This window comes from Microvirga lupini, assembly GCF_014191055.1.
GTDB lineage: Bacteria > Pseudomonadota > Alphaproteobacteria > Rhizobiales > Beijerinckiaceae > Microvirga > Microvirga lupini_A.
Genome location: NZ_JACHWB010000002.1, coordinates 364,656 through 384,659, shown reverse-complemented (window position 1 = coordinate 384,659; position 20,004 = coordinate 364,656). Strand labels below are relative to the sequence as shown.

The 20,004-nt window shown below is 58.0% G+C and carries 17 protein-coding genes; 10 read left to right on the top strand and 7 right to left on the bottom strand.

The window, feature by feature from the left end:
- Positions 1 to 3: 3 nt before the first annotated feature.
- From FHR70_RS08870 to FHR70_RS08850, 5 genes are all read right to left on the bottom strand, one after another.
- Positions 4 to 771, bottom strand: coding sequence for a sugar phosphate isomerase/epimerase family protein (locus FHR70_RS08870; protein ID WP_183449234.1), 768 nt, complete (start codon positions 769 to 771; stop codon positions 4 to 6).
- 65 nt (positions 772 to 836) lie between these two features.
- The gene (locus FHR70_RS08865) at positions 837 to 1,916 is read right to left on the bottom strand and encodes an ABC transporter ATP-binding protein (protein ID WP_183449232.1); all 1,080 of its coding nucleotides are present in this window, start codon (positions 1,914 to 1,916) and stop codon (positions 837 to 839) included.
- Between the two features lie 3 nt (positions 1,917 to 1,919).
- The gene (locus FHR70_RS08860; protein WP_183449230.1) at positions 1,920 to 2,807 is read right to left on the bottom strand and encodes a carbohydrate ABC transporter permease; all 888 of its coding nucleotides are present in this window, start codon (positions 2,805 to 2,807) and stop codon (positions 1,920 to 1,922) included.
- Positions 2,804 to 3,709 (bottom strand): carbohydrate ABC transporter permease, encoded by a 906-nt coding sequence (locus FHR70_RS08855; RefSeq protein WP_246408043.1) that lies wholly within the window; start codon positions 3,707 to 3,709, stop codon positions 2,804 to 2,806. The genes FHR70_RS08860 and FHR70_RS08855 overlap by 4 nt, the downstream gene beginning before the upstream one ends.
- A gap of 109 nt (positions 3,710 to 3,818) precedes the next feature.
- Positions 3,819 to 5,054: an ABC transporter substrate-binding protein gene (locus tag FHR70_RS08850; RefSeq protein WP_183449226.1), complete on the bottom strand. Its 1,236-nt coding sequence runs from the start codon at positions 5,052 to 5,054 to the stop codon at positions 3,819 to 3,821.
- A 182-nt stretch (positions 5,055 to 5,236) separates the two neighbouring features.
- On the opposite strand from FHR70_RS08850, the gene FHR70_RS08845 reads away from it, so the two are divergent.
- From FHR70_RS08845 to FHR70_RS08835, 3 genes are all read left to right on the top strand, one after another.
- Positions 5,237 to 6,283 (top strand): substrate-binding domain-containing protein, encoded by a 1,047-nt coding sequence (locus FHR70_RS08845; RefSeq protein WP_183449224.1) that lies wholly within the window; start codon positions 5,237 to 5,239, stop codon positions 6,281 to 6,283.
- 44 nt (positions 6,284 to 6,327) lie between these two features.
- The gene (locus FHR70_RS08840) at positions 6,328 to 7,335 is read left to right on the top strand and encodes a Gfo/Idh/MocA family protein (protein ID WP_183449222.1); all 1,008 of its coding nucleotides are present in this window, start codon (positions 6,328 to 6,330) and stop codon (positions 7,333 to 7,335) included.
- A gap of 218 nt (positions 7,336 to 7,553) precedes the next feature.
- Positions 7,554 to 8,993 (top strand): phosphomannomutase, encoded by a 1,440-nt coding sequence (locus FHR70_RS08835; protein WP_183450174.1) that lies wholly within the window; start codon positions 7,554 to 7,556, stop codon positions 8,991 to 8,993.
- 11 nt (positions 8,994 to 9,004) lie between these two features.
- On the opposite strand, the gene FHR70_RS08830 is transcribed toward FHR70_RS08835, so the two are convergent.
- Positions 9,005 to 9,898: a glycosyltransferase family 2 protein gene (locus tag FHR70_RS08830; RefSeq protein ID WP_183449220.1), complete on the bottom strand. Its 894-nt coding sequence runs from the start codon at positions 9,896 to 9,898 to the stop codon at positions 9,005 to 9,007.
- 325 nt (positions 9,899 to 10,223) lie between these two features.
- On the opposite strand from FHR70_RS08830, the gene FHR70_RS08825 reads away from it, so the two are divergent.
- The 4 genes from FHR70_RS08825 to FHR70_RS08810 all read left to right on the top strand — a co-directional run bounded on the left by FHR70_RS08825 (position 10,224) and on the right by FHR70_RS08810 (position 15,382).
- A complete protein-coding gene (locus FHR70_RS08825) occupies positions 10,224 to 11,531 on the top strand; it encodes a nucleotide sugar dehydrogenase (protein ID WP_183449218.1) in 1,308 nt (435 codons plus the stop codon).
- A gap of 129 nt (positions 11,532 to 11,660) precedes the next feature.
- Positions 11,661 to 12,464 carry an ABC transporter permease gene (locus FHR70_RS08820; protein WP_183449216.1) on the top strand — a complete coding sequence of 268 codons (804 nt, stop codon included), beginning with the start codon at positions 11,661 to 11,663 and terminating at the stop codon, positions 12,462 to 12,464.
- A 9-nt stretch (positions 12,465 to 12,473) separates the two neighbouring features.
- Complete coding sequence (locus FHR70_RS08815; protein ID WP_183449215.1) at positions 12,474 to 13,235, top strand: ATP-binding cassette domain-containing protein; 762 nt, start codon at positions 12,474 to 12,476, stop codon at positions 13,233 to 13,235.
- 131 nt (positions 13,236 to 13,366) lie between these two features.
- Positions 13,367 to 15,382, top strand: a complete 2,016-nt coding sequence (locus tag FHR70_RS08810; protein ID WP_183449213.1) for a glycosyltransferase — start codon at positions 13,367 to 13,369, stop codon at positions 15,380 to 15,382.
- 43 nt (positions 15,383 to 15,425) lie between these two features.
- Here the strand turns inward: FHR70_RS08810 and FHR70_RS08805 are convergent, their stop codons facing one another.
- Complete coding sequence (locus FHR70_RS08805; protein WP_183449211.1) at positions 15,426 to 16,493, bottom strand: ATP-grasp fold amidoligase family protein; 1,068 nt, start codon at positions 16,491 to 16,493, stop codon at positions 15,426 to 15,428.
- Between the two features lie 773 nt (positions 16,494 to 17,266).
- On the opposite strand from FHR70_RS08805, the gene rfbB reads away from it, so the two are divergent.
- The 3 genes from rfbB to rfbA all read left to right on the top strand — a co-directional run bounded on the left by rfbB (position 17,267) and on the right by rfbA (position 19,900).
- Positions 17,267 to 18,328, top strand: coding sequence for a dTDP-glucose 4,6-dehydratase (gene rfbB, locus FHR70_RS08800; RefSeq protein WP_183450172.1), 1,062 nt, complete (start codon positions 17,267 to 17,269; stop codon positions 18,326 to 18,328).
- An 86-nt stretch (positions 18,329 to 18,414) separates the two neighbouring features.
- Entirely contained in the window at positions 18,415 to 18,972 is a 558-nt protein-coding gene (rfbC, locus tag FHR70_RS08795; RefSeq protein ID WP_183449209.1) for a dTDP-4-dehydrorhamnose 3,5-epimerase, read from the top strand.
- Positions 18,973 to 19,030: 58 nt separating this feature from the next.
- Positions 19,031 to 19,900, top strand: a complete 870-nt coding sequence (gene rfbA / locus FHR70_RS08790) for a glucose-1-phosphate thymidylyltransferase RfbA (RefSeq protein WP_183449207.1) — start codon at positions 19,031 to 19,033, stop codon at positions 19,898 to 19,900.
- Positions 19,901 to 20,004 lie beyond the last annotated feature (104 nt).

Sequence of the window (20,004 nt, the reverse complement as noted above, 5' to 3'; positions counted from 1 at the left end):
TCATCAATCCTCGATGGAGCGCAGGAAGTCGAAGCTGGCGCGGGCGGTCTTGGCCGGGTCGGCCGGCTTGTCGTGCTCGACCACCATCCACTCGGCTCCGGCCTCGCGGCATACGCGCCAGAGATCGCGCCAGTTCAGCACGCCGGAGCCCACATCGGCCCATCCGTCCTGGTCCTCGTTCTGGCCGGCTGGCGCGATGTCCTTCACATGCGCGGCGGTGATCCTGTTGCGATAGCGGTTGATCCACTCCTTGGGATCAGCGTCGCCGCGCACGAGCCAGGCCACGTCGACCTGCCAGGTGAGGGGGCTCGAGCCAGCCGCCTCGAAGATCAGCTCAAGCGCCGTCTTCGCACCGTCCTTCGGCTTCAGCTCCCAATGATGGTTGTGGTAGCCGAGGCGGATGCCTTGAGCCTGGAACCGCTCCGCCATCTGCCCCAGCTCCTTGCCGAGCTCACGCCAGCCGTCAGCGGCCATGTCGCGCTCCTCCGGCGGAACGGCCGGCATGTAGAGGTGCGTGAGGCCAAGGGTGCGGCAGGCGTCAACAATGGCATCTGGCTTCTCGCGCAGAGCCGCCATGCTGACATGGCTGGAGGAGGCCTTCAGGCCGCGTGCATCGAGCTTCGTGCGGACCTCGGCAGCCTTGTCGAGGTGCGATCCGACCGTCTCCACATGGCGATAGCCGGCATCGGCCACCGTATCCAGGATCAGGTCCAGAGCTTCCAGGGATCGCAAGGTGTAGAGTTGAATGGACAGTCTGTCTGTGACGCTCATGAGGTCCTCAGGTTTCAATGGAGGCGCGACAGGTCTGCGCGTGACCTGCCGCGATGCTGGTGTTGTCAAAGGCGCTCGCCGGAATCCGCAGCGAACAGCGAGACTTGGCTTGGATCGACGTGGAGCGTCAGGCTTTCACCCGGCGTCGGGCGGCGTGAGCCGGAGGTGCGAACCTGGGCCGAGCCGAGGGCATCGCTGCACCAGATCACCGTATCGGCGCCCATAGGCTCCACGATATCGACGGTAAATCCAGGCCAGATCCCGGTGCTTGAAATCTCAAGGTGCTCCGGGCGAACGCCGAGCACCACGTCCTGACCGGACGAGGGAGCCGTGACGAACGGATAGCCTGAGAGCGACAGGCGGCGATTGCCGGATAAGAAGCTCAGACCCTCGCCGGTGTTCTCGATGCGGCCCTTGACGAAATTCATCTGCGGCGAGCCGACGAAGCCGGCAACGAACAGATTGGCCGGACGGTGATAAATCTCGTCGGGCGTGCCGATCTGTTGAATCTTCTGCTCCTTCATGACCACGATGCGATCGGCCAGAGTCATGGCTTCGATCTGGTCGTGCGTGACGTAGACCATCGTGGTCTTGCCAAGGCGCGCGTGCAGCCGCTTGATCTCGACGCGCAATTCGTTGCGCAGCTTCGCGTCCAGGTTGGAGAGAGGCTCGTCGAACAGGAACACGGCGGCATCGCGCACGAGCGCACGGCCGATGGCGACACGCTGGCGCTGACCGCCGGAAAGCTGGTCCGGGCGGCGGTCGAGGAGAGGGGTGATCTGCAGGAGTTCGGCCGCCTTGGCGACGCGCTTCTCGATCTCAGGTCTAGGTGTCTTCGCCATTTTCAGGCCGAAGGACATGTTCTCGCGCACGTTCATGCGCGGGTAGAGGGCATAGGATTGGAACACCATGGCGATGCCGCGGTCTTTCGGCTCCTCCCAGGTGACGTTCTTCCCATTGATCCAGATCTGCCCTTCCGCCACGTCCAACAGTCCCGCAATGGCGTTGAGCAGGGTGGATTTGCCGCAGCCCGAGGGGCCGAGCAGGACGATGAACTCGCCTTCCTGGATGTCGAGGGAGAGGCCATCGAAGACCTGGACGGCTTCAAAGGCGACGGTCACATCACGAACGGAAACGGTCGACATTTCTTACCCCTTCACAGCGCCGGCGGCGATGCCGCGGACGAACCAGCGGCCGGAGACGAAGTAGACGACGAGCGGAACGAGCGCGGCGAGCATGGTCGCCGCCATATCCACGTTGTAGGCGCGCTCGCCTTGCGTTGAGTTGACGATGTTGTTGAGTTGCACGGTCATGGGCAGGTTCTCGCGGCCCGCGAAAGTCAGGCCGAAGATGAAGTCGTTCCAGATGCCGGTAACCTGCAGGATTGTTGCGACCACCAGGATGGGGGTCGACATGGGCAGAATGACCCGGAAGAAGATCGACCAGAACCCGCCGCCGTCGATGCGCGCCGCCTTGAACAGCTCGATCGGCAGCCCCGCATAGTAGTTGCGGAACAGGAGCGTCATGGTCGGCAGGCCGAAGATCACATGCACGAGCACGATGCAGGTGAGCGAGTTGTAGATTCCAGTCAGCGAGAAGATGCGCACCAGCGGATAGAGGAAGACCTGATAGGGGATGAAGGCGCCGAGCAGCAGCACGCCGAACATGACGTTGGCTCCTTTGACCCGCCAGAATGACAGGGCATAGCCGTTGATGGCGCCGGCAATGATCGAGAGGATCACCGACGGGATCAGGATGCGTACCGAGTTCCAGAACCCGACGCTGATGCCATTGCATTCAAGGCCGGTGCAGGCGGAGGACCATGCCTTGGTCCAGGCCTCGAATGTCATAGCGGCGGGTAGGGCCAGAATGTTGCCGAGCCGGATCTCCTCCATGGGTTTGAGCGATGTCACAACCATGATCCAGAGCGGCAGCAGGAAGAACAGGGCTGCGGTCGCCAGGAAGGCATAGACACCGATGCGGCCGATGGTGAGGTGGCGGGGGCGGCGGCCTTGCGGCATGACGGCGGCGCTCATGCATGCCTCCCTTGCGGACGGACGTAGCGGACATAGACCCAGGGTGCCAGGATCGAAATGACGGTAATCAGCATGATCGTCGCGGCGGCTGTGCCGAGAGCGATGTTGTTGCGCTCGAACAGATGGTCCATGACGAACTTCGCCGGCACTTCAGTGGCGATGCCAGGGCCACCCAAGGTCATCGCGACGACGAGGTCATAGAGCTTCACGACGCCGGTCGTAAGCAGCACGACAGCCGTGACCACCATGGGGCGGAGGAGGGGCAGAACGACGGAGGTGTAGACGCGCCAAGTGGGTATCCCATCGACCTTGGCGGCCTTCCAGAGATCCTTGTCGACGCCGCGAAGGCCCGCGAGCAGGATTGCCATGGTCAGGCCGGCCCCATGCCAGAGACCTGCGATGACGATCGTGTAGATCGCCATCCGCTGATTCACGAGCCAATCGAAGGTGAAGCTTTCAAAACCCATGTCCCGGACGAGCTTCTGCAGGCCGAGGCCCGGATTGAGAAACCATTGCCAAGCCACGCCCGTGACCACGAAGGACATGGAATAGGGATAAAGAAAGATGGTGCGGAAGAGGCCCTCGCCACGGATGTTCTGATCGATGAAGACGGCGAGCAGGAAGCCGATGATGAGGCAGCCCGAGATGAACAGGGCGCCAAAGATGACGATGTTGGAGGCTGAGGTCAGGAAGCGGTCATTGGCGAAGAGGCGGCTGTACTGCGCAAAGCCAACCCAATCGAGCTTCGGCAGAAGGGTCGAACTCGTGAACGAGAGCCGCACAGTCCAGAGCATGCAGCCGATATAGACGATAAGAACAATAAGGGCGGTCGGCAGGAGGGCGATGGCCGCTGGCAGGCGCGTTTTCACGCGACGTTGGGCTTTGGTGCCACCTGAAGGCATGCTGGGGGCGCGGATCGAAATGGTATCCATGCGGAAGATCCCGTCGAGAGAGGTCAAGCTTCAACGATGAACGGCTCGCCCCAGCCCCTTAGGGGCGAGCCGTATGGTCTTAGCCCGCGTCGCGCATGGCGCTGGTGATCTTCTCGATAAAGGCATCCGCCGGCATGTTGGGGTTGTTCCAATACTGGGTCACAGCATCCTGCATGGCGCCCGAGAAGTTCGGCGGGCTCAGGATCTCCATGCTCTCCACCTGATTGGCCGGATCCTTCAGGATGGCGTGGGACTTCTGGGCGCAGACATCCATGGAGGACACGTCGACATCCATGCGGACCGGGATCGAGCCCTTCTTCTTGTTGAATTCGAGCTGGCTCGTCGGATCGAGGAGAACCTCGACAAGCTTGTCCTGAGTGGCGAGCGCAGTCTTGTCCTTCGTCGCAGGGAGCACGAAGACGTCGCCGCCGATCACGAGCTTTGGCTCCTGGCCGACGACCGTGCAGCCATACTCCTTGCCGGCGGTCTGACCCGCGGCGATGAACTCACCCTTGGCCCAGTCGCCGTTGAAGTGCATGGCCGCCTTGTTGGTGATCACGAGAGCCGTCGCATCGTTCCAGTTCCGTCCCGGGCTGCCCGGGTCGACGAGGCCGCGCATCTTGCCGAAGAGTTCCACCGTTTCCTTGAACTTGGGGCTCTTCACAACGTCCGGCTTGCGGGTGCCGTAGAGCTGGCGGAACATATCGGCTCCGCCATGGCCGACGACCACGGCCCGGAACAGGTTATGCTCCCAGTTGGGCTGCCCGCCGAGGGCAATCGGGATAATGCCCTTGGCTTTCAGCTTCTCTCCGCTTTCGATCAATTCAGGGAAGGTCTTCGGGGCCTCAAGGCCAGCATCGGCAAAAACCTTCGTATTGTAGAACATCCAGTTCTGGCCATGAATATTGACCGGCACAGCGAAAAACTTGCCGTCACGAACCGTCGCGTCGACGATCGGCTTCGGCATGATATCCCGCCACTTGCCCGCTTTAGCCTGTGCTTCGACATCGCGCACCAGATCGTTGCTGACGAGCTCGTCAAACTGTTTGCCGGTGTTGAACTGCATCATGGTCGGGGGATTGCCGCCCACCATGCGGTTGATGCCGGCCGTACGGGCATTGGCGCCGCCGGCAATGGCATTGTCGACCCAGGTGCCACCCGCCTTGGTGAACTGATCGGCGAACACCTTCACGGAAGCGGACTCACCGGCGGATGTCCACCAATGGAGGACCTCTGCCTTCTGGGCGAGCGCTCCGGAACTCCAGATCAAGGCAACAGAAAGGGTATACGCGGAAACGCGTGTCTTCATGTTCATGGCTTCCTCCCAGAAGCGTTTTATCGATTTTTGTAATCGATTACATCTTGTGTTATAGGTTGTAGGCGCTTTTAAGATTAGTCAAGACACAAGTTGAGGCAAGTTATCGTCCCTGATAGATGGTAACATATATTGCCTGAAGCCGGGGGGTAACCTGCATGAGTCGGAAAAGATGGCGGGCCGTGAAGGAGATACGCATTGCCGACGTTGCTCGACTTGCAGGGGTGTCCACGGCAACCGTCAGCCGGGTCCTGTCCGATCCGGAAAAGGTGCGGAAAAAAACTCACGATCTCGTGATGGAGGCGGTGCGGCGCAGCGGCTACATTCCCAACAGCACTGCACAGAAGCTGCGCATGCGCCGCACCATGAACGTGCTGGTGATCGCCCCAAGGTTGACCAACCCGGTCTTTGCCGAGATCCTCCGCGGGGTCGACGACGAGCTGACGCAATCGGGCTATGGCATCATCATCGGCAATCTCGACAACCGGCGGGAGCGCGAGGCCCGCTATGTCGATCTGGCCCTGTCCCGCCAAGTGGACGGGGTTCTCCTGCTGACCGGGTACATCCCGGAGAATGATACGCGCAACATGCGGGAATCGGGCCTTCCCATCGTTGCCCTGTGCGCTGCCATTCATGAGGACGGCATCCCCAATGTTGTCGTTCAGGATCGTGAGGCCACCCGGCAGGCTGTGGAATATCTTGCTCGCCTGGGGCACCGCAGGTTCGGCTATATCTCAGGGACCCTCAGTTCCATCATCGAGGTGGAGCGCTTCGCCGGATTTCAGGAGGGGATCGCCGCGGCCGGTTTCACCCAGGGCGATTTCGTACGTTGGGAAGGGCCTTTCGTTTTCTCGACCGGTGTAGCGGCGGCTGAGGCCTTCCTACAGATGAAGGATCGCCCCACAGCCATCTTTGCAGCCTGCGACGAAAGTGCGATCGGGTTCATCAAGCGTGTTCGCGCAGAACGCGTCCGTGTTCCGCAGGATGTCTCCGTCATCGGCTTCGACGGAATCGAGTTTGCCGATTACACGGAGCCCACCCTCACCACATTCCGGCAGCCGCTGCATGAGCTAGGACGCGTCGGGGCCGATGTTCTTCTGAGGCTGATCCACCGCGAGATGAGGCCTGAGGACTGGAATATTCGGCTGCCTCTGACCCTCCTGGAGCGCGAGACGACCGGGCCTGTTCTGCACAAAGATTACAAGTCTCTGCGCCGGTCGGCGCTCTAGAAATCCCGATGCAAACATGAATCATCAAACCTGAGGAGAGAACCATGCAGCCGGTCCGTTGGGGCATCTTGAGCACGGCCAGGATCGGCCGGACGAAAGTCGTTCCCGGCATGATGAAGAGCCCTCTCTGCCAGGTGGTCGCCGTTGCCTCAAGAAGCGAAAACACTGCCCGTGAGATGGCTTCGGAACTCGGAATCGGGAAAGCATACGGCTCATACGAGGCGCTGCTTGCCGATCCTGACATCGAAGCCATCTACAATCCGCTGCCCAACCACCTGCATGTTCCGATGACGTTAGCCGCCGCCGCTGCCGGCAAGCACGTGCTGTGCGAGAAACCGATTGCCATTACGGCTGACGAAGCGGAGGCGTTGAAACAGGTTCCATCACAGGTACTGGTCGCTGAGGCCTTCATGGTCCGCCACCATCCGCAATGGCAGCGTGCCCGTGAGATCATTCGAGCCGGAGACATCGGAGAGCTGCGCTCCATCCAGGTTATCTTCTCTTACTTCAACGTGGAACCGGACAACATCCGCAACAAAGCGGATATCGGCGGGGGAGGGCTTCTAGACATCGGCTGCTATGCGGTTGTGGCCGGGCGGTATTTCTTCGACGCCGAGCCAATCCGAACGATTGCGCTCGTCGATCGTGATCCGACCTACCGGGTGGATCGCACCACGAGCGCTCTCCTGGACTTTGGCAAGGGCCGACAGCTGACATTCACGGTCTCGACGCAATCGGTGCCGTTCCAGCGGATTCAAATGCTTGGCACCAAAGGGCGGATCGAAATCGAAGTTCCTTTCAATGCCCCTCCGGACAGGCCGACCCGGATCTCTGTCGATGACGGAAGCGCTCATGGCGGGCTGTCTGAGAAAGCCGTCGAGTTTCCGGTCGTAGACCAGTACGAGCAGCAGGGTGCTGCTTTCAGCCGTGCAATCCGAGGGGAGGCGTCTCTGGAGTACGGTTTGGAGGATGCGCTCATGAACATGCGGATCCTGGATGCCATCCGGCAATCAGCGGAATCTGCCGCATGGGAGTCGATTGCTGCGCGTTAGAGGGGATGGGCCTGAACGCCGCTCGGTGCTGCCTTTTGTGGTAATCCGAATTGGAGGCCACCCCAAGAGGAGGACGGGTGCGCGCCGAGTGGATGCGTTGACTTCAGCCTAGGCAAGCCGAAACTCAATCAAATCCTGTCCTCCCGCGAAAGCCGGCCTCGAAACGGCTGGACACGCAAGAGAACGCAAAGGCATTTGGCATGGACTTCATTCCGACAGTGGCCTCTTCTTCCCTGAAGTTTGGGACGAGCGGCCTGCGAGGGCTTGTTGTGGAACTGAACGGCGTGCCCGCCTTCGCTTACACCCGGGCTTTCGCCGAGATGCTGAAGGAGGATGGCTCGGCAGCCGCCTCCGGAAACCGGGTCCTGGTCGGACGGGACCTGCGGGAAAGCAGCCCCGGCATCGCCAGGCTCTGCTGCGCTGCCCTGAAGGACGCCGGACTCACGCCGCTCGATTGCGGGGCTCTTCCAACACCGGCGCTTGCCTACCACGGCATGCGCTTCGGCATCCCGGCGATCATGGTGACCGGAAGCCACATCCCGGAGGATCGCAACGGACTGAAGTTCTACCGGGCAGAGGGCGAGATCGACAAAAAGGATGAAGCCGCCATTCTGGACTGGCATCGCAGTCTGAACATCATCTCGGTGCCGGAGAGCGCCCGCACATTCCAGGCGAAGACATCCGAAATCGACCTGATCGCAGCCTATCAGGAGCGCTACCGCGACTTTTTCGGAGCAGGCGCTCTCTCAGGGCTGACGGTGGGCGTGTATCAGCATTCCTCCGTCGCCCGGGACGTCATCGTCCAGATGCTCGGGAGCCTCGGTGCCCAGGCCGTGCCGCTCGGACGGGCTACGAACTTCATCCCGGTCGACACCGAGGCTCTGCGGGAGGAGGATGAGGTCCTGGCCCGGCAATGGGCCGGGGAGCAGCGGCTCGATGCCATCGTGTCCACCGATGGGGATGCGGACCGGCCTCTGATCTCCGATGCCACCGGCTCCTTTTTGCGGGGCGATCTGGTGGGCGCCATCACAGCCAAGTATCTGGGATCGGACGTGATCGTCACCCCGGTGACCTCCAACTCCGCATTGGAGGCCTCCGGTGCCTTCAGGCAGGTGATTCGCACCAGGGTCGGCTCACCCTACGTCATCGCTGGCATGACCGAGGCGACGAGCGCCGGGGCCAGGGCGGTCGTGGGGTTCGAGGCCAATGGCGGCGTGCTCCTCGGCTCCGATATCATCCGGGAGGGGCGCCGGCTTGCAGCCCTTCCCACCCGGGACGCGATGCTGCCGATCCTGTGCGTGCTTGGCGCGGCCAAGGCGGAACGTGGATCTGTGGCCGAGATGGGAGCCGCTTTCTCCTTCAAGGCCGCGGCAAGCAACCGCCTCAAGAACGTTCCGAGTGAGAGGAGCGCTGGGTTTCTAAAGCGGCTTGAGCAGGACGAGGCTTTTCGCGAGGATCTGATGAAGCCGCTGGGCGGCGTTGCGGCAATCGACGGGCAGGACGGCGTGCGCCTGTCTGCCAAAAACGGGGAGGTCGTCCATTTCCGCGCCTCAGGCAACGCCCCGGAACTCCGGGTTTATGTCGAGGCGCGGACGCACGAGCGTGCCGACACTCTGCTGGAATGGGGGCTGGCTCAGGCGGGGCGACAAGTGAGCTGAGGCTTAAGGTCTTATGGATCCAAAGGGCCGAGCCGACTTGCCAAGCCGTCGCGAATTCCGCGGGTCATCAAACGCAACCTTTGGGCCTTTCTGTCGGCAAAGGTCGTGTAGGTTCCCAAAAAGCCCAAGCATCGGCTGAGGAAATAAAGCCGCCAAGCGAGTGGTGTATAAGGCTGGCGCGCGAGCCAGAGGGCGTTCCTGACCCAGTAGTAGTTCCGTACTGGAACATGGACCGCCACTCGGCGTGGGCCAAGCCTGACGGTTCCACTGCCGAGACGGTGGTCGACCACGGCTGTAGGGGACAGAAAGCTCCGGTATCCAGCAGCACGCGCCCGGAAGCACCATTCTACATCGACAAGGTCGATAAATAGATCCTCCCTGAATCCGCCCACCTTCTCCAAAACCGTCAATGGGATCAGAGAGGCAGAGGCGATGATGAAGTCGCTGGCTACGGGATGCTTTTCTCCCTCTAGGGAGATCCGGTACAGCCGGAGACCATTGGTCTGATAAGCCCTGGTCTGCTGCTGGCTGTTGAGCTCGTAATAGGCCGGCCCAATGGCAGCCACTCCGCCTTGCTCGGCTTCCAGGGCCTTAAGGTTCTCGGCTAAGTCACTGACTGTCTTAGGTGCGAGAATTGTGTCCTGGTCAAGCAGCAGAATGTGGCCGAAGCCACGCTCCTTTGCTAAAGCAAGACCCCGGTTTTGTGCTGCGGCTATTCCTGAATTGTGTTGAATATCAATGAACTGCGCAGATGACGCTAACGTCAGGCGCCGCACGTCCTCTGCATTCGCTGAGCCATTGTCGACCACGACAAGCCCCTGAACCTGGGGGGCGACGGATTCCAGAACCCGGGCCAGCAGGTCGATGTCTGGATTGTACGTGACCGCAACGGCTAAGACATGCATCCATGATCTCCGGAGTCTGATCCGCTTTAGTAAAGAGATCCCCGAGGCGCGGCAAGGATGGCTAACCCCTGGGCGCCCTCACAGATAGGGTGGCAGCTTTCAACCGGGGGTTTAGGAAAGACTGTCCTGGGTTTTGGGTTAGGGTTGCTGGGGAAAGTCCAAAGAGGTATAGCGGCGCCGAAGGACTCCGGTCAGGCTTGGGGGCTGGCTGCGCTTTCCCTAGCGGCAGGCGCGGCACTATGGCGCTTTCCGGAGGTATGCGGTCTGGATCAATGCCCTTATAGAAGGACCGCTCCACCCTACGAGCTTGAAGCCGGGATTTTCGATGCACAAAGACACGTTGCTGAAAAAACTGAACGATAAGACCGCTGTGATTGGCATCGTCGGGTTGGGCTATGTCGGGTTGCCGCTGTCCCTCCGGTACTCCGAGGTCGGTTATAAGGTCGTCGGCTTCGATATCGACCAGGAGAAGGTCGACGCCCTCATGCGGGGTGAAACTTACATCGAACATATCGGCTCCGAGGGCATTGCGAAGGCCATCACGAGCGGGTTCGAGCCGACAGCCGATCTCGCCCGCGCCCGTGACGTGGACGCCTTGATCCTGTGTGTTCCGACCCCCCTGAACAAATACCGCGAGCCAGATCTCAGCTTCGTTCTGAACACGGTGGATGCCCTCGTGCCGCACATGCGAGGCGGCCAAGTCATGTCCCTGGAGAGCACAACCTATCCTGGCACGACCGAAGAGGAGTTGCGCCCAAGGCTTGAGAAGGCCGGCTTCACGATTGGCGAGGATGCTTTCCTTGTCTTCTCGCCGGAACGTGAAGACCCCGGCAATGCGAAGTTCACCACTCATACGATTCCGAAGGTCTGTGGCGGCAGCACGCCATCATGCCTTGAGGTCGGTCTTGCCCTTTATGGTCAGGTGATCAACACCGTCGTGCCTGTCAGCTCGACCCAAGCCGCGGAGTTGACGAAGCTCCTCGAGAACATCCACCGCGCCGTCAATATCGGTCTCGTCAACGAGATGAAGATCATCGCCGACCGTATGGGCATCGATATCCACGAAGTGATCCGTGCAGCGGCAACCAAGCCGTTCGGCTTCGTGCCCTACTATCCGGGTCCCGGCCTCGGTGGACACTGTATTCCCATCGACCCGTTCTACCTGACCTGGAAGGCGCGTGAGTATGGCCTCCATACGCGCTTTATCGAGCTGGCGGGTGAGATCAACAGCACGATGCCCGAATGGGTCATTGAGAAGGTGACTGACGCTCTAAACGAGCGTGAGAAGCCGATTCGAGGCAGCAAGATCCTTGTGCTCGGCATCGCTTATAAGAAGAACGTCGACGACATGCGAGAGTCTCCGTCCGTCGAGTTGATGACTCTGCTTCAGGCAAAGGGAGCGGAAATCGCCTACAGCGATCCGCATGTCCCGAGCTTTCCGAAAATGCGCCGCTACTCGTTCGATCTTGAGAGTGTGGAACTGACGCCAGAGACGCTGGCCGGCTATGATTTGGTGCTTCTGGCGACAGATCATGACAGGTTCGATTACGACGCCATCGAGCAGCACGCGAAGCTTATCGTCGATACGCGTGGGCGGTATCTCGGAGCACGTAAAAACGTGGTGAAGGCTTAACTACGAATGTGACTTCATCTCAGAGGCTGGATGGTCTCTCCTCATCTGCAAGGGAGCCGCTTGCATGAGGGGCACTTGATGTCCTGAACTGACATTGCAAGCACCACTCATTGGATCAAGGAAGAGAAGTTGAGAACCGACGGTTCGAAATTGTTAGAGGTGCTTGGTGAGGTTCGCGATGGCTGGCGCTGGCGTGAACTGTGGATGACGCTGGGATGGCGCGATGTGCGAACCCGCCATCGCCGCTCAAATATTGGGCCCTTCTGGAATACGTTGAGCCTAGCCTTTGTCGCCACTTGCATCGGCACCCTGTACGGCGGGATCATGTCGCGGCCAGCACATGAGTATATCCCGCATCTGGTTACAGGCTATATGATATGGATTTTCCTCCAGTCGCTTGTGCTCGAGGGCAAGGATGCCTTTGTGGGCAATGCGTCCGCAATCCGAGAAATTGCTGTTCCAAAGACAGTCTATATCTACAAGCTTCTCTGGAAGAACCTTACCATTCTTGGGTTTAACTCCCTTGTCTACATTGGGGTTCTTGCCATCTTCGGACTTTCACCATTCCCGAATATTTTTCTGATTTTGCCGGGCTTGGTGATCGTGTTGTTGAATGGGATCTGGGCCGCCCTTCTGATGGGTCTTATCAATGTGCGCTACAGGGATTTAGGGCAGTTGGTGCCGAACGCCATGCGGTTGGCATTCTTCATAACACCGATTCTGTGGTTTCCCGAGGATGCCACGGGAATCCGCAGGATCTTCGTCGACTTCAATCCCTTCTATTACTTCATTGAGCTTTTGCGTGCTCCCCTTCTAGGGAGGGCGCCGAGTGCTTTGATCTGGGCCGTTACCTTGGGAATTACAGTTGTTGGTTGGAGTATTGCCGTGCCGGTCTATGCCCATTGGCGCCGGCGGATCGCGTTCTGGGTCTGAGGTCAGACAATGGCTCTGATAAAGCTCGAAAATATAACGCTGGAATTTCCGGTTCAAGCCTCAGTGTCTGAGAGAAGACGGTCATCGTCTTCTGAGAAACCTATTGGTGGACAACTGTCTGCCGGGCCATCCGGCAACATGGTGGTGCGAGCCCTTGATCAGCTGTCACTAACCCTTGGGCCGGGTGATCGCCTAGCTCTCTTAGGGCACAATGGAGCAGGCAAGAGCACATTGTTGCGTGTCATGGCGAAACTCTATGCTCCTACACATGGGCGCGTGACTGTTCAGGGAAGGGTTGCGCCGTTGCTGAATCTCAGCTTCGGCATGGACATGGATTCGACCGGCTACGACAACATCTTTATCCGCGGCCTCTTTCTAGGCATGAGCAAAGCCGAGTTGAAGAAGAAGGCAGACGCTATCGCTGAGTTTAGCGAGCTTGGAGATTTTCTCGATCTGCCTATGCGTACTTATTCGTCCGGCATGCGAGCACGCCTCGCTTTCGCAATATCCACTCACGTTGAGACGGATATTCTGCTGTTGGACGAGGTCGTTGCAACAGGTGACGCCCGTTTCTTCAAGAAGGCCAACGAAAAACTGGAAAGCTTTGCAAGGGATTCCAAACTCCTCGTCTTGGCTTCCCATTCCAACAAGGTGTTGCGGGACCTCTGCAACAAGGCCCTTTTGCTGGAGCATGGCCGAGCGAAGGCATTCGGGCCTATCGACGAGGTCATTGACACCTATGCGGCTTCCACCGGAACCGACGGCAAGTAGCGGGAGAAACGTTCTTCCTGAGAGAGGCGAGGCGAATATGAAAGCGAAGCAGGCATTCCGCCACTTACAGACGCATCGGTCTCGTTCCCTTCGGAACCTAGTCAGCAGATCCTGAGCGGGGACATGAACCTATGACTCGGGATGCTCCGCTTCGCCATACCTCACAGGCCAGTCCAAATATCGATGCCGATGCTGTTTCTCTGAAGGAGCAAATTCAAGAGCAACAGGAGGAAATTGCGAAGCTGCAGGTCACAGTTCGGGCGTTACAAACCGAGATCAACAATCTCCAAGGCTCTTTGTCCTGGGTCCTGACTCGCCCCCTGCGCGCCTCGGCACGGAGCTTTCCAGACCTCGCTGCGGGCATACAGCGGACCATTGATCGAGCAAAAGACTTCCTGATGACAGCTCTGCCGAAGAGGACGACCCAGGCGCTGTTTGACAACCGATGGCCGATCAGGCCCGATCTCGATGAGCAGATTGCCGCCTATCTCTCTCATGCGTCTTTGAAGAGAAAGATCGTCTTATACACGGCCATCTTTGGTGAGTATGACAACCTGCTTCTCCCGGATTTGATCGATCCGGAGGTCGATTACGTATGCTTCACGGACCGCCCGCGAAACGATTACGGCATCTGGCAGATGCGATCAGTGCCCTATTATCATCCTGATCCGACGAGGATTGCACGCTGGGTCAAGACGCACCCACACGAGCTGTTCCAAGACCATGAAGTCGCTGTTTGGTTGGACGCCAACATCATCCTGAAGGGTGATATCCATCGCTATATTCAAATGGTCGAACAGCAGGAGGCCAATCTCGGTCTAATCTCGCACCCGCACCGATCCTGCTTCTATGATGAGGCTGAGGCTTGCATGCGTCTGAGGAAAGATGCTGCGAAGCTGATTGACAAACAGGTCGACGCGTACCGGAGGGCCGGTCTACCGCTGAAGCAGCCACTGTTCGAGACTGGCTTCATGGTTGTTCCTCTCAAGAGGCAGGAGACTGCGGACGCTCTTCATCTCTGGTGGCAGCAGATCGAGCGGTTCAGCCGTCGGGACCAACTTGGCTTGGCTTGGGTCACTTACCAAATCCCCAATCTTCACATTGCTCCGCTACTCCCAAAAGGGGTTTCGGTTCGGGATCATGAAGATTTTCTATATTTCCGTCACAGCTTCGCACGGGCCTTGACGATACCTGATGAGCTGTTGAAGCACGGCAGCTTCACCAATCCGTCTGCAGGACCAAGCTTCGCAGAGGTTAAGGACGAGAGGCTTGCCCTGTTGTCGGATGTCCCAATCGACATCGTGATCTGTGTTCACAATGCGCTGGAAGATGTTCGTCTCTGTCTAGAGGCGGCATGGACAAGTTTGATGCCCAGCCACAGGATTATTCTTGTCAATGATCGCTCTAACGAGGAGACAACCTTCTATCTGCGTGAATTTGCAGAGAGCCGAGAGCAAGTTTCTATCCTCGAGAACGATGAGAACCTAGGATACACGCGCTCAGCCAACCGAGGCCTAGCCGCTGGAACCGCAGACTTCCGCATCCTTCTGAATAGCGACACGATTGTGAGCCCGACTTGGGCGCTCAAACTTCTTGACCTAGCCAGGCGGAGCGAGCGAGTAGGGGTCGTGGGGCCGCTCTCGAACGCTGCCGGTGCCCAATCGATCCCTGATACTAAGAGCACCGGAAAGAATACTGCCGTCAACGCTTTGCCGGACGGTGCAACACCGCTGGATCTCGACTCTGCCTGTGAGACCTGGAGTGCCGCCGATCTTATGCCTCGCGTGCCCTTGGTTCATGGCTTCTGCTTCGGGGTGAAAAAAGCTGTCATCGATAGCATCGGTTTTTTCGATGAGGAGAACTTCAAGCTCTTTTATGGCGAAGAGAACGATTACTGTTTCCGGGCTGCAGCCGCAGGATTCGAGTTGGCCATTGCGACTAACACCTTCGTCTATCATCGTAAGTCCAGAAGTATCGACGAGGAAAAGCGCGCAGTTCACATGGCTGAAGCCTGGAAACGCCTGCGGGAACTCTATGGTGCCGATGTGATCCTTGCTGCCTACCGTCAGGTTGAGGAGCATCCTCTGCTGAAGCGGATGCGCACCGAGGCTAGGCGCTACTTCCAATCAGCAAAAGCTAACCGATGACAATCCGCTGATACAGCCATCGGGGTCCAATCGACTAAATAGCCTAGGTATTGCCCAGCGATTTTAGAAGCTCCTTGTAGGCGCGGAACTCTTTCCCGGCCATAAGGTCATCATACAACCGGCCTGCAGCATGGGCCCATTCGCGGCCAAGAAAACTGTCGGACTCTTTGTAGAAGCCGCCGTAGGCACCAGGATTGAATGTAAACTCACCGAAGATCATCCCTCTGGATGAGGTCAGGAAGTCGATCCGTGCTCCAGGCCAAGGGATTTCAAGGCTCACCTGTTCAGCGACTTTGATGTCCGCTGGTGTAAACGCTGGAAGAACATCCGTATCAGGTCGTGGGTAGAACTTGCTGGCATTGACGGCCTTACCGTCACGGTCGAATATGACCCTCTGGACGCCTTCATCTCGCCAGCGTGCCACTTGAAGAACGTAGGCCACTCGTCCGTAGAACGTGAAAAACTTCAGATCAAATGATCCCGCGGGGTTACCACTGTCCGGCACGATCATCTCTTCGACGATCCAGGCATCTTGGCGAACACGCTTGATGTCCAGGTGTTCTTTTAGATGGAGCCTGACATCATCAATGCTGCTGTAGGATTTATTATTGAACAGGTCGGAAAAGCCACTTCCTGTTCTTCTAAACCCATGAACAGCGCGCCCGCCATCCTCTCGGAGCGGCTTGACGACTGCGGCTTCTGGTATCTCGATCAGATTATGAGGAGCGCCCTCCTGGTACATGCGGGGCAACTGAAGTCCGATCGCTTGGCTAAACTGCCGTCCGATATCCTTCTGTGGCAAATACCGGACGGGACTCAAGCGAGCCGCTTGAGAAATGGCCCATGCTGCCATGCGTTGCGTCCGGTAAGAATAGCCGAACGTGGGCCGCATAACATTTGCCAAGCTCTCGCTCATCCGAGGATTCACGTCGAGTTCCGCCAAGATTGCCTTTGCATGCTCTGCACGTTGCAGGTCTGTGCGGCTTGTGGTGTGACCAGCCAACTGCCCAGAAAGGGTGCTCATCGTTGCTTGTAAGGAATTGTATTCCTGTACAATCGCACTTAGGCCTTCAACACTGTTGTCGAAGTCTCTATCGGCAAACTTCGTCATGTATGCTCGCCAGCGGCTTTGCAGAGCTTTGCTGTACTGGCGCCCGGTTGGCGTGCCGGGGCTCTTCTCCAGAGGAGTATGAGCTTTCCCGACTCGTATCGCTTTGGCCATAAACTTGGCCAGATACGCTCTCCAGTGGCCCTTTGAACCTTTGCTGTACTCGCTCCCACTCGGCACTGTGCGTTTCTCCTCAAGAACGGATATGAGCTTTTCCGCGCGGTCTGGCTCTCGCTGCAAATAAGGGCAGTATCGCGAGAGGCGGTCTTGGGGAAGTAGCTCTCCTGCAAATTCCTGCCAATCGCATCTCTGGCAGGGGCTAGCGCTAGGGGCAGGCATAAGTCAGGTGATGATGAATCCAACGGATATTATAACGACTTAGACATCCTTAGAGTCTATGTGTGGTGTCAAAATACCACGCTTCGGGCTCTGAATCCCTCAATTACTGGAAGCGCCAGCTCCAGAATTGCTTTCCTGAGAATGCGGATTGATGCCTCTACATATTCTTGGCTGTGGAGGGCGCCTACTGTAGGAGTGTCCACAATCTATGTTCTCTGACACGTAAAATCCCGCGCTTAATATGATAGTAAATTCTACTTAAAATTGAAGAATATCTCTCAATGTGACTTATTGACTACTCAGGCCCGGCTAACGGCTCGAAGCCGTGGACGATATTACCATTATGGGCTAGTACCCTGCCCGAGATGTGGGAACCAAGGCGCCGCAACCGGGCGGTGATGCTTGGTCCCGGTTGGGACCGAAAAAGAGTAGGGGTCATGGCGAAGAAATTTTTGGTCACCGGTGGCGCCGGCTTCATCGGATCAGCGGTTGTACGCAAGCTGATTTCGAGCTCGCCACATCAGGTTCTCGTCATTGACAAGCTTACCTATGCCGGCAATCTCGATTCTCTTATCTCTGTAGCAGGAAGCGATCGCTACCGTTTCGTAAAGGCGGATATCACAGATGCTCAGCAGATGCAGACGGTGATCGGTGAGTACCAGCCGGACGTAATGATGCATCTCGCTGCCGAAAGCCATGTTGATCGTTCGATCGATGGTCCAGGAGAGTTTGTCCAGACGAACGTGGTCGGTACCTTCACGTTGTTACAGGCGGCTCTGGCTTACTGGCAAAAGCTGGATACACCGCGCCGGGAGAGCTTTCGTTTCCACCATATCTCGACCGACGAGGTCTTCGGCTCCTTAGGGGAGGAAGGCTTCTTCCACGAGGAATACCCTTACCAGCCCAACTCGCCTTACTCGGCCTCCAAGGCCGCCTCGGACCATTTCGTGCGTGCTTGGCATCATACCTACGGCCTGCCGACGCTGATCACCAACTGCTCGAATAACTACGGTCCTTATCATTTCCCCGAGAAGCTCATTCCGCTCATGATCTTGAACGCGCTCGAGGGAAAGCCCCTGCCAGTTTACGGCAAGGGCGAAAATGTACGCGATTGGCTCTATGTAGATGACCATGCCGACGCGCTGATCCTCGTGGCCGAAAAGGGCAGGGTTGGCGAGAACTACAATATCGGCGGCTGCAACGAGCGCACGAACATCGATGTGGTTCGCTCTATCTGTCGGCTCGTTGACGAGATGGCGCCGAGCAATGCGATCGGGCCGCGGGAAAAGCTGATCTCCTACGTAGCCGACCGCCCCGGTCATGACCTGCGCTATGCTATCGATGCAAGCAAGATCGAGCGAGAACTCGGGTGGCGTCCTGCCGAGACCTTTGAGACTGGCTTGCGGAAGACAGTATCCTGGTACCTCGACAACCGGGAATGGTGGGAGCGCGTCCGCTCAGGTGTCTATCAGGGCGAGCGGCTCGGGATTGCCATTTAGGGTCGACATGACACCGTATCTCGGCTGAGTGCCGATAATGTTAGGGTAATATGAGCAGTGCCTTACGAGCAGGGTGAGGATCTAGTGTGCTGACTGTCGAGCCGACAGCTATAAGTGAAGTTAAAGTTGTCACTCCAAAGCGTTTTGGTGACAATCGCGGGTTCTTTGTCGAGACCTATCACAAACAGCGCTTCGTCGAAGCGGGGATTGATATGGAATTCGTGCAGGACAACCATTCACTCTCTGCACTCGCCGGAACAGTCAGAGGCCTGCATTTCCAGAGCGACCCATTTGCCCAGGCGAAGCTCATCCGGGTTGTCCGTGGACGGGTTCTTGATGTCGCGGTCGACCTTCGCAGGTCATCGCCGACATTCGGGAGGCATGTTGCCGTGGAGCTGTCCGCCGAGAATGGACGGCAGCTTCTCGTGCCGGTCGGATTCGCTCACGGATTCTGCACGCTCGAGCCTGACACGGAGATTGTCTACAAGGTTTCTGCCTATTTCTCCGCTGCGCATGATCACGGGTTGCGCTGGAACGACCCATCGCTGGGTATAGATTGGCCTGTTGCACCGGCCGATGCGATCTTGTCAGACAAAGACAGGAAGCAGCCCATGCTCGCCGAATTGCCAATCTACTTTGCATAATACAACGATTGGACATAGGGCTCTTCGTCTGGCCCCTCGGATCCAAGGAGATGAAACGATGAAGGGCATCATTCTTGCCGGTGGTAGCGGAACACGTCTGCATCCAATGACGTATGTGACGTCTAAGCAGTTGCTTCCCATCTACGATAAGCCGATGATCTACTATCCGCTGACCACGCTCATGTTAGCCGGTATCCGCGATATTCTCATCATCTCGACTCCAGACGATCTACCGCGCTTCCGGCAGCTTTTGGGCACAGGCGAGCAGTGGGGGCTTCGATTGTCGTACGCGGAGCAGCCCAAGCCAGAGGGCCTAGCCCAAGCTTACATTATCGGAGCAGATTTTGTCGCAGGCGGCCCTTCTGTCTTGATCCTTGGCGACAACGTCTACTATGGACATGGGTTAACGGAGCTCCTCAGGTCTGCAGCAAGCCGGACCGCTGGTGCTTCGGTCTTTGCATACCATGTCACCGATCCCGAGCGTTACGGCGTCGTCGAGTTCGACAGCAACGGCCGAGCGGTCTCTATCGAGGAAAAGCCCAAGGAACCCCGCTCGAACTGGGCGGTGACGGGTTTATATTTTTACGATCATCATGTTGTTGATATCGCTGCGAATCTGAAACCGTCTGTTCGTGGCGAGCTTGAGATTACCGATGTCAATCGCGCTTACCTGGAAAGGGGGCAGCTCCAGGTTGAATTGATGGGGCGCGGTTTCGCTTGGCTGGATACTGGAACCCCTGACAGCCTCGTTGAGGCCTCGGAGTTTGTGCGTGCACTTGAGAAACGGCAAGGTTTCCGTATCGCTTGCCCGGAAGAAATCGCTTATACCTCAGGGTGGATTGAGCGGGATCAACTGGTGGCGCTTGGGACAAAGCTCTCGAAGAGCACGTACGGTCAATACTTGCTCCGAGTCGCTGCCGGAATGTAGAAGTCGATCAATTGACTCTCACAAGTATGCCGAGTGTAGGGCTAATGAGACCTGAGCTTAGGACAATTTGGTTTCGCACTCAGATCTACCCCGAACTGCTAGCG

Excerpts from the sequence above, each read along its gene's own strand:
- rfbA (WP_183449207.1), top strand. The coding sequence starts at position 19,031 with ATGAAGGGCATCATTCTTGCCGGTGGTAGCGGAACACGTCTGCATCCA.
- FHR70_RS08870 (WP_183449234.1), bottom strand. The coding sequence starts at position 771 with ATGAGCGTCACAGACAGACTGTCCATTCAACTCTACACCTTGCGATCC.
- FHR70_RS08850 (WP_183449226.1), bottom strand. The coding sequence starts at position 5,054 with ATGAACATGAAGACACGCGTTTCCGCGTATACCCTTTCTGTTGCCTTG.
- FHR70_RS08810 (WP_183449213.1), top strand. The coding sequence starts at position 13,367 with ATGACTCGGGATGCTCCGCTTCGCCATACCTCACAGGCCAGTCCAAAT.
- FHR70_RS08865 (WP_183449232.1), bottom strand. The coding sequence starts at position 1,916 with ATGTCGACCGTTTCCGTTCGTGATGTGACCGTCGCCTTTGAAGCCGTC.
- FHR70_RS08860 (WP_183449230.1), bottom strand. The coding sequence starts at position 2,807 with ATGAGCGCCGCCGTCATGCCGCAAGGCCGCCGCCCCCGCCACCTCACC.
- FHR70_RS08830 (WP_183449220.1), bottom strand. The coding sequence starts at position 9,898 with ATGCATGTCTTAGCCGTTGCGGTCACGTACAATCCAGACATCGACCTG.
- FHR70_RS08825 (WP_183449218.1), top strand. The coding sequence starts at position 10,224 with ATGCACAAAGACACGTTGCTGAAAAAACTGAACGATAAGACCGCTGTG.
- rfbB (WP_183450172.1), top strand. The coding sequence starts at position 17,267 with ATGGCGAAGAAATTTTTGGTCACCGGTGGCGCCGGCTTCATCGGATCA.
- FHR70_RS08815 (WP_183449215.1), top strand. The coding sequence starts at position 12,474 with ATGGCTCTGATAAAGCTCGAAAATATAACGCTGGAATTTCCGGTTCAA.
- FHR70_RS08840 (WP_183449222.1), top strand. The coding sequence starts at position 6,328 with ATGCAGCCGGTCCGTTGGGGCATCTTGAGCACGGCCAGGATCGGCCGG.
- FHR70_RS08855 (WP_246408043.1), bottom strand. The coding sequence starts at position 3,709 with ATGCCTTCAGGTGGCACCAAAGCCCAACGTCGCGTGAAAACGCGCCTG.
- FHR70_RS08805 (WP_183449211.1), bottom strand. The coding sequence starts at position 16,493 with ATGACGAAGTTTGCCGATAGAGACTTCGACAACAGTGTTGAAGGCCTA.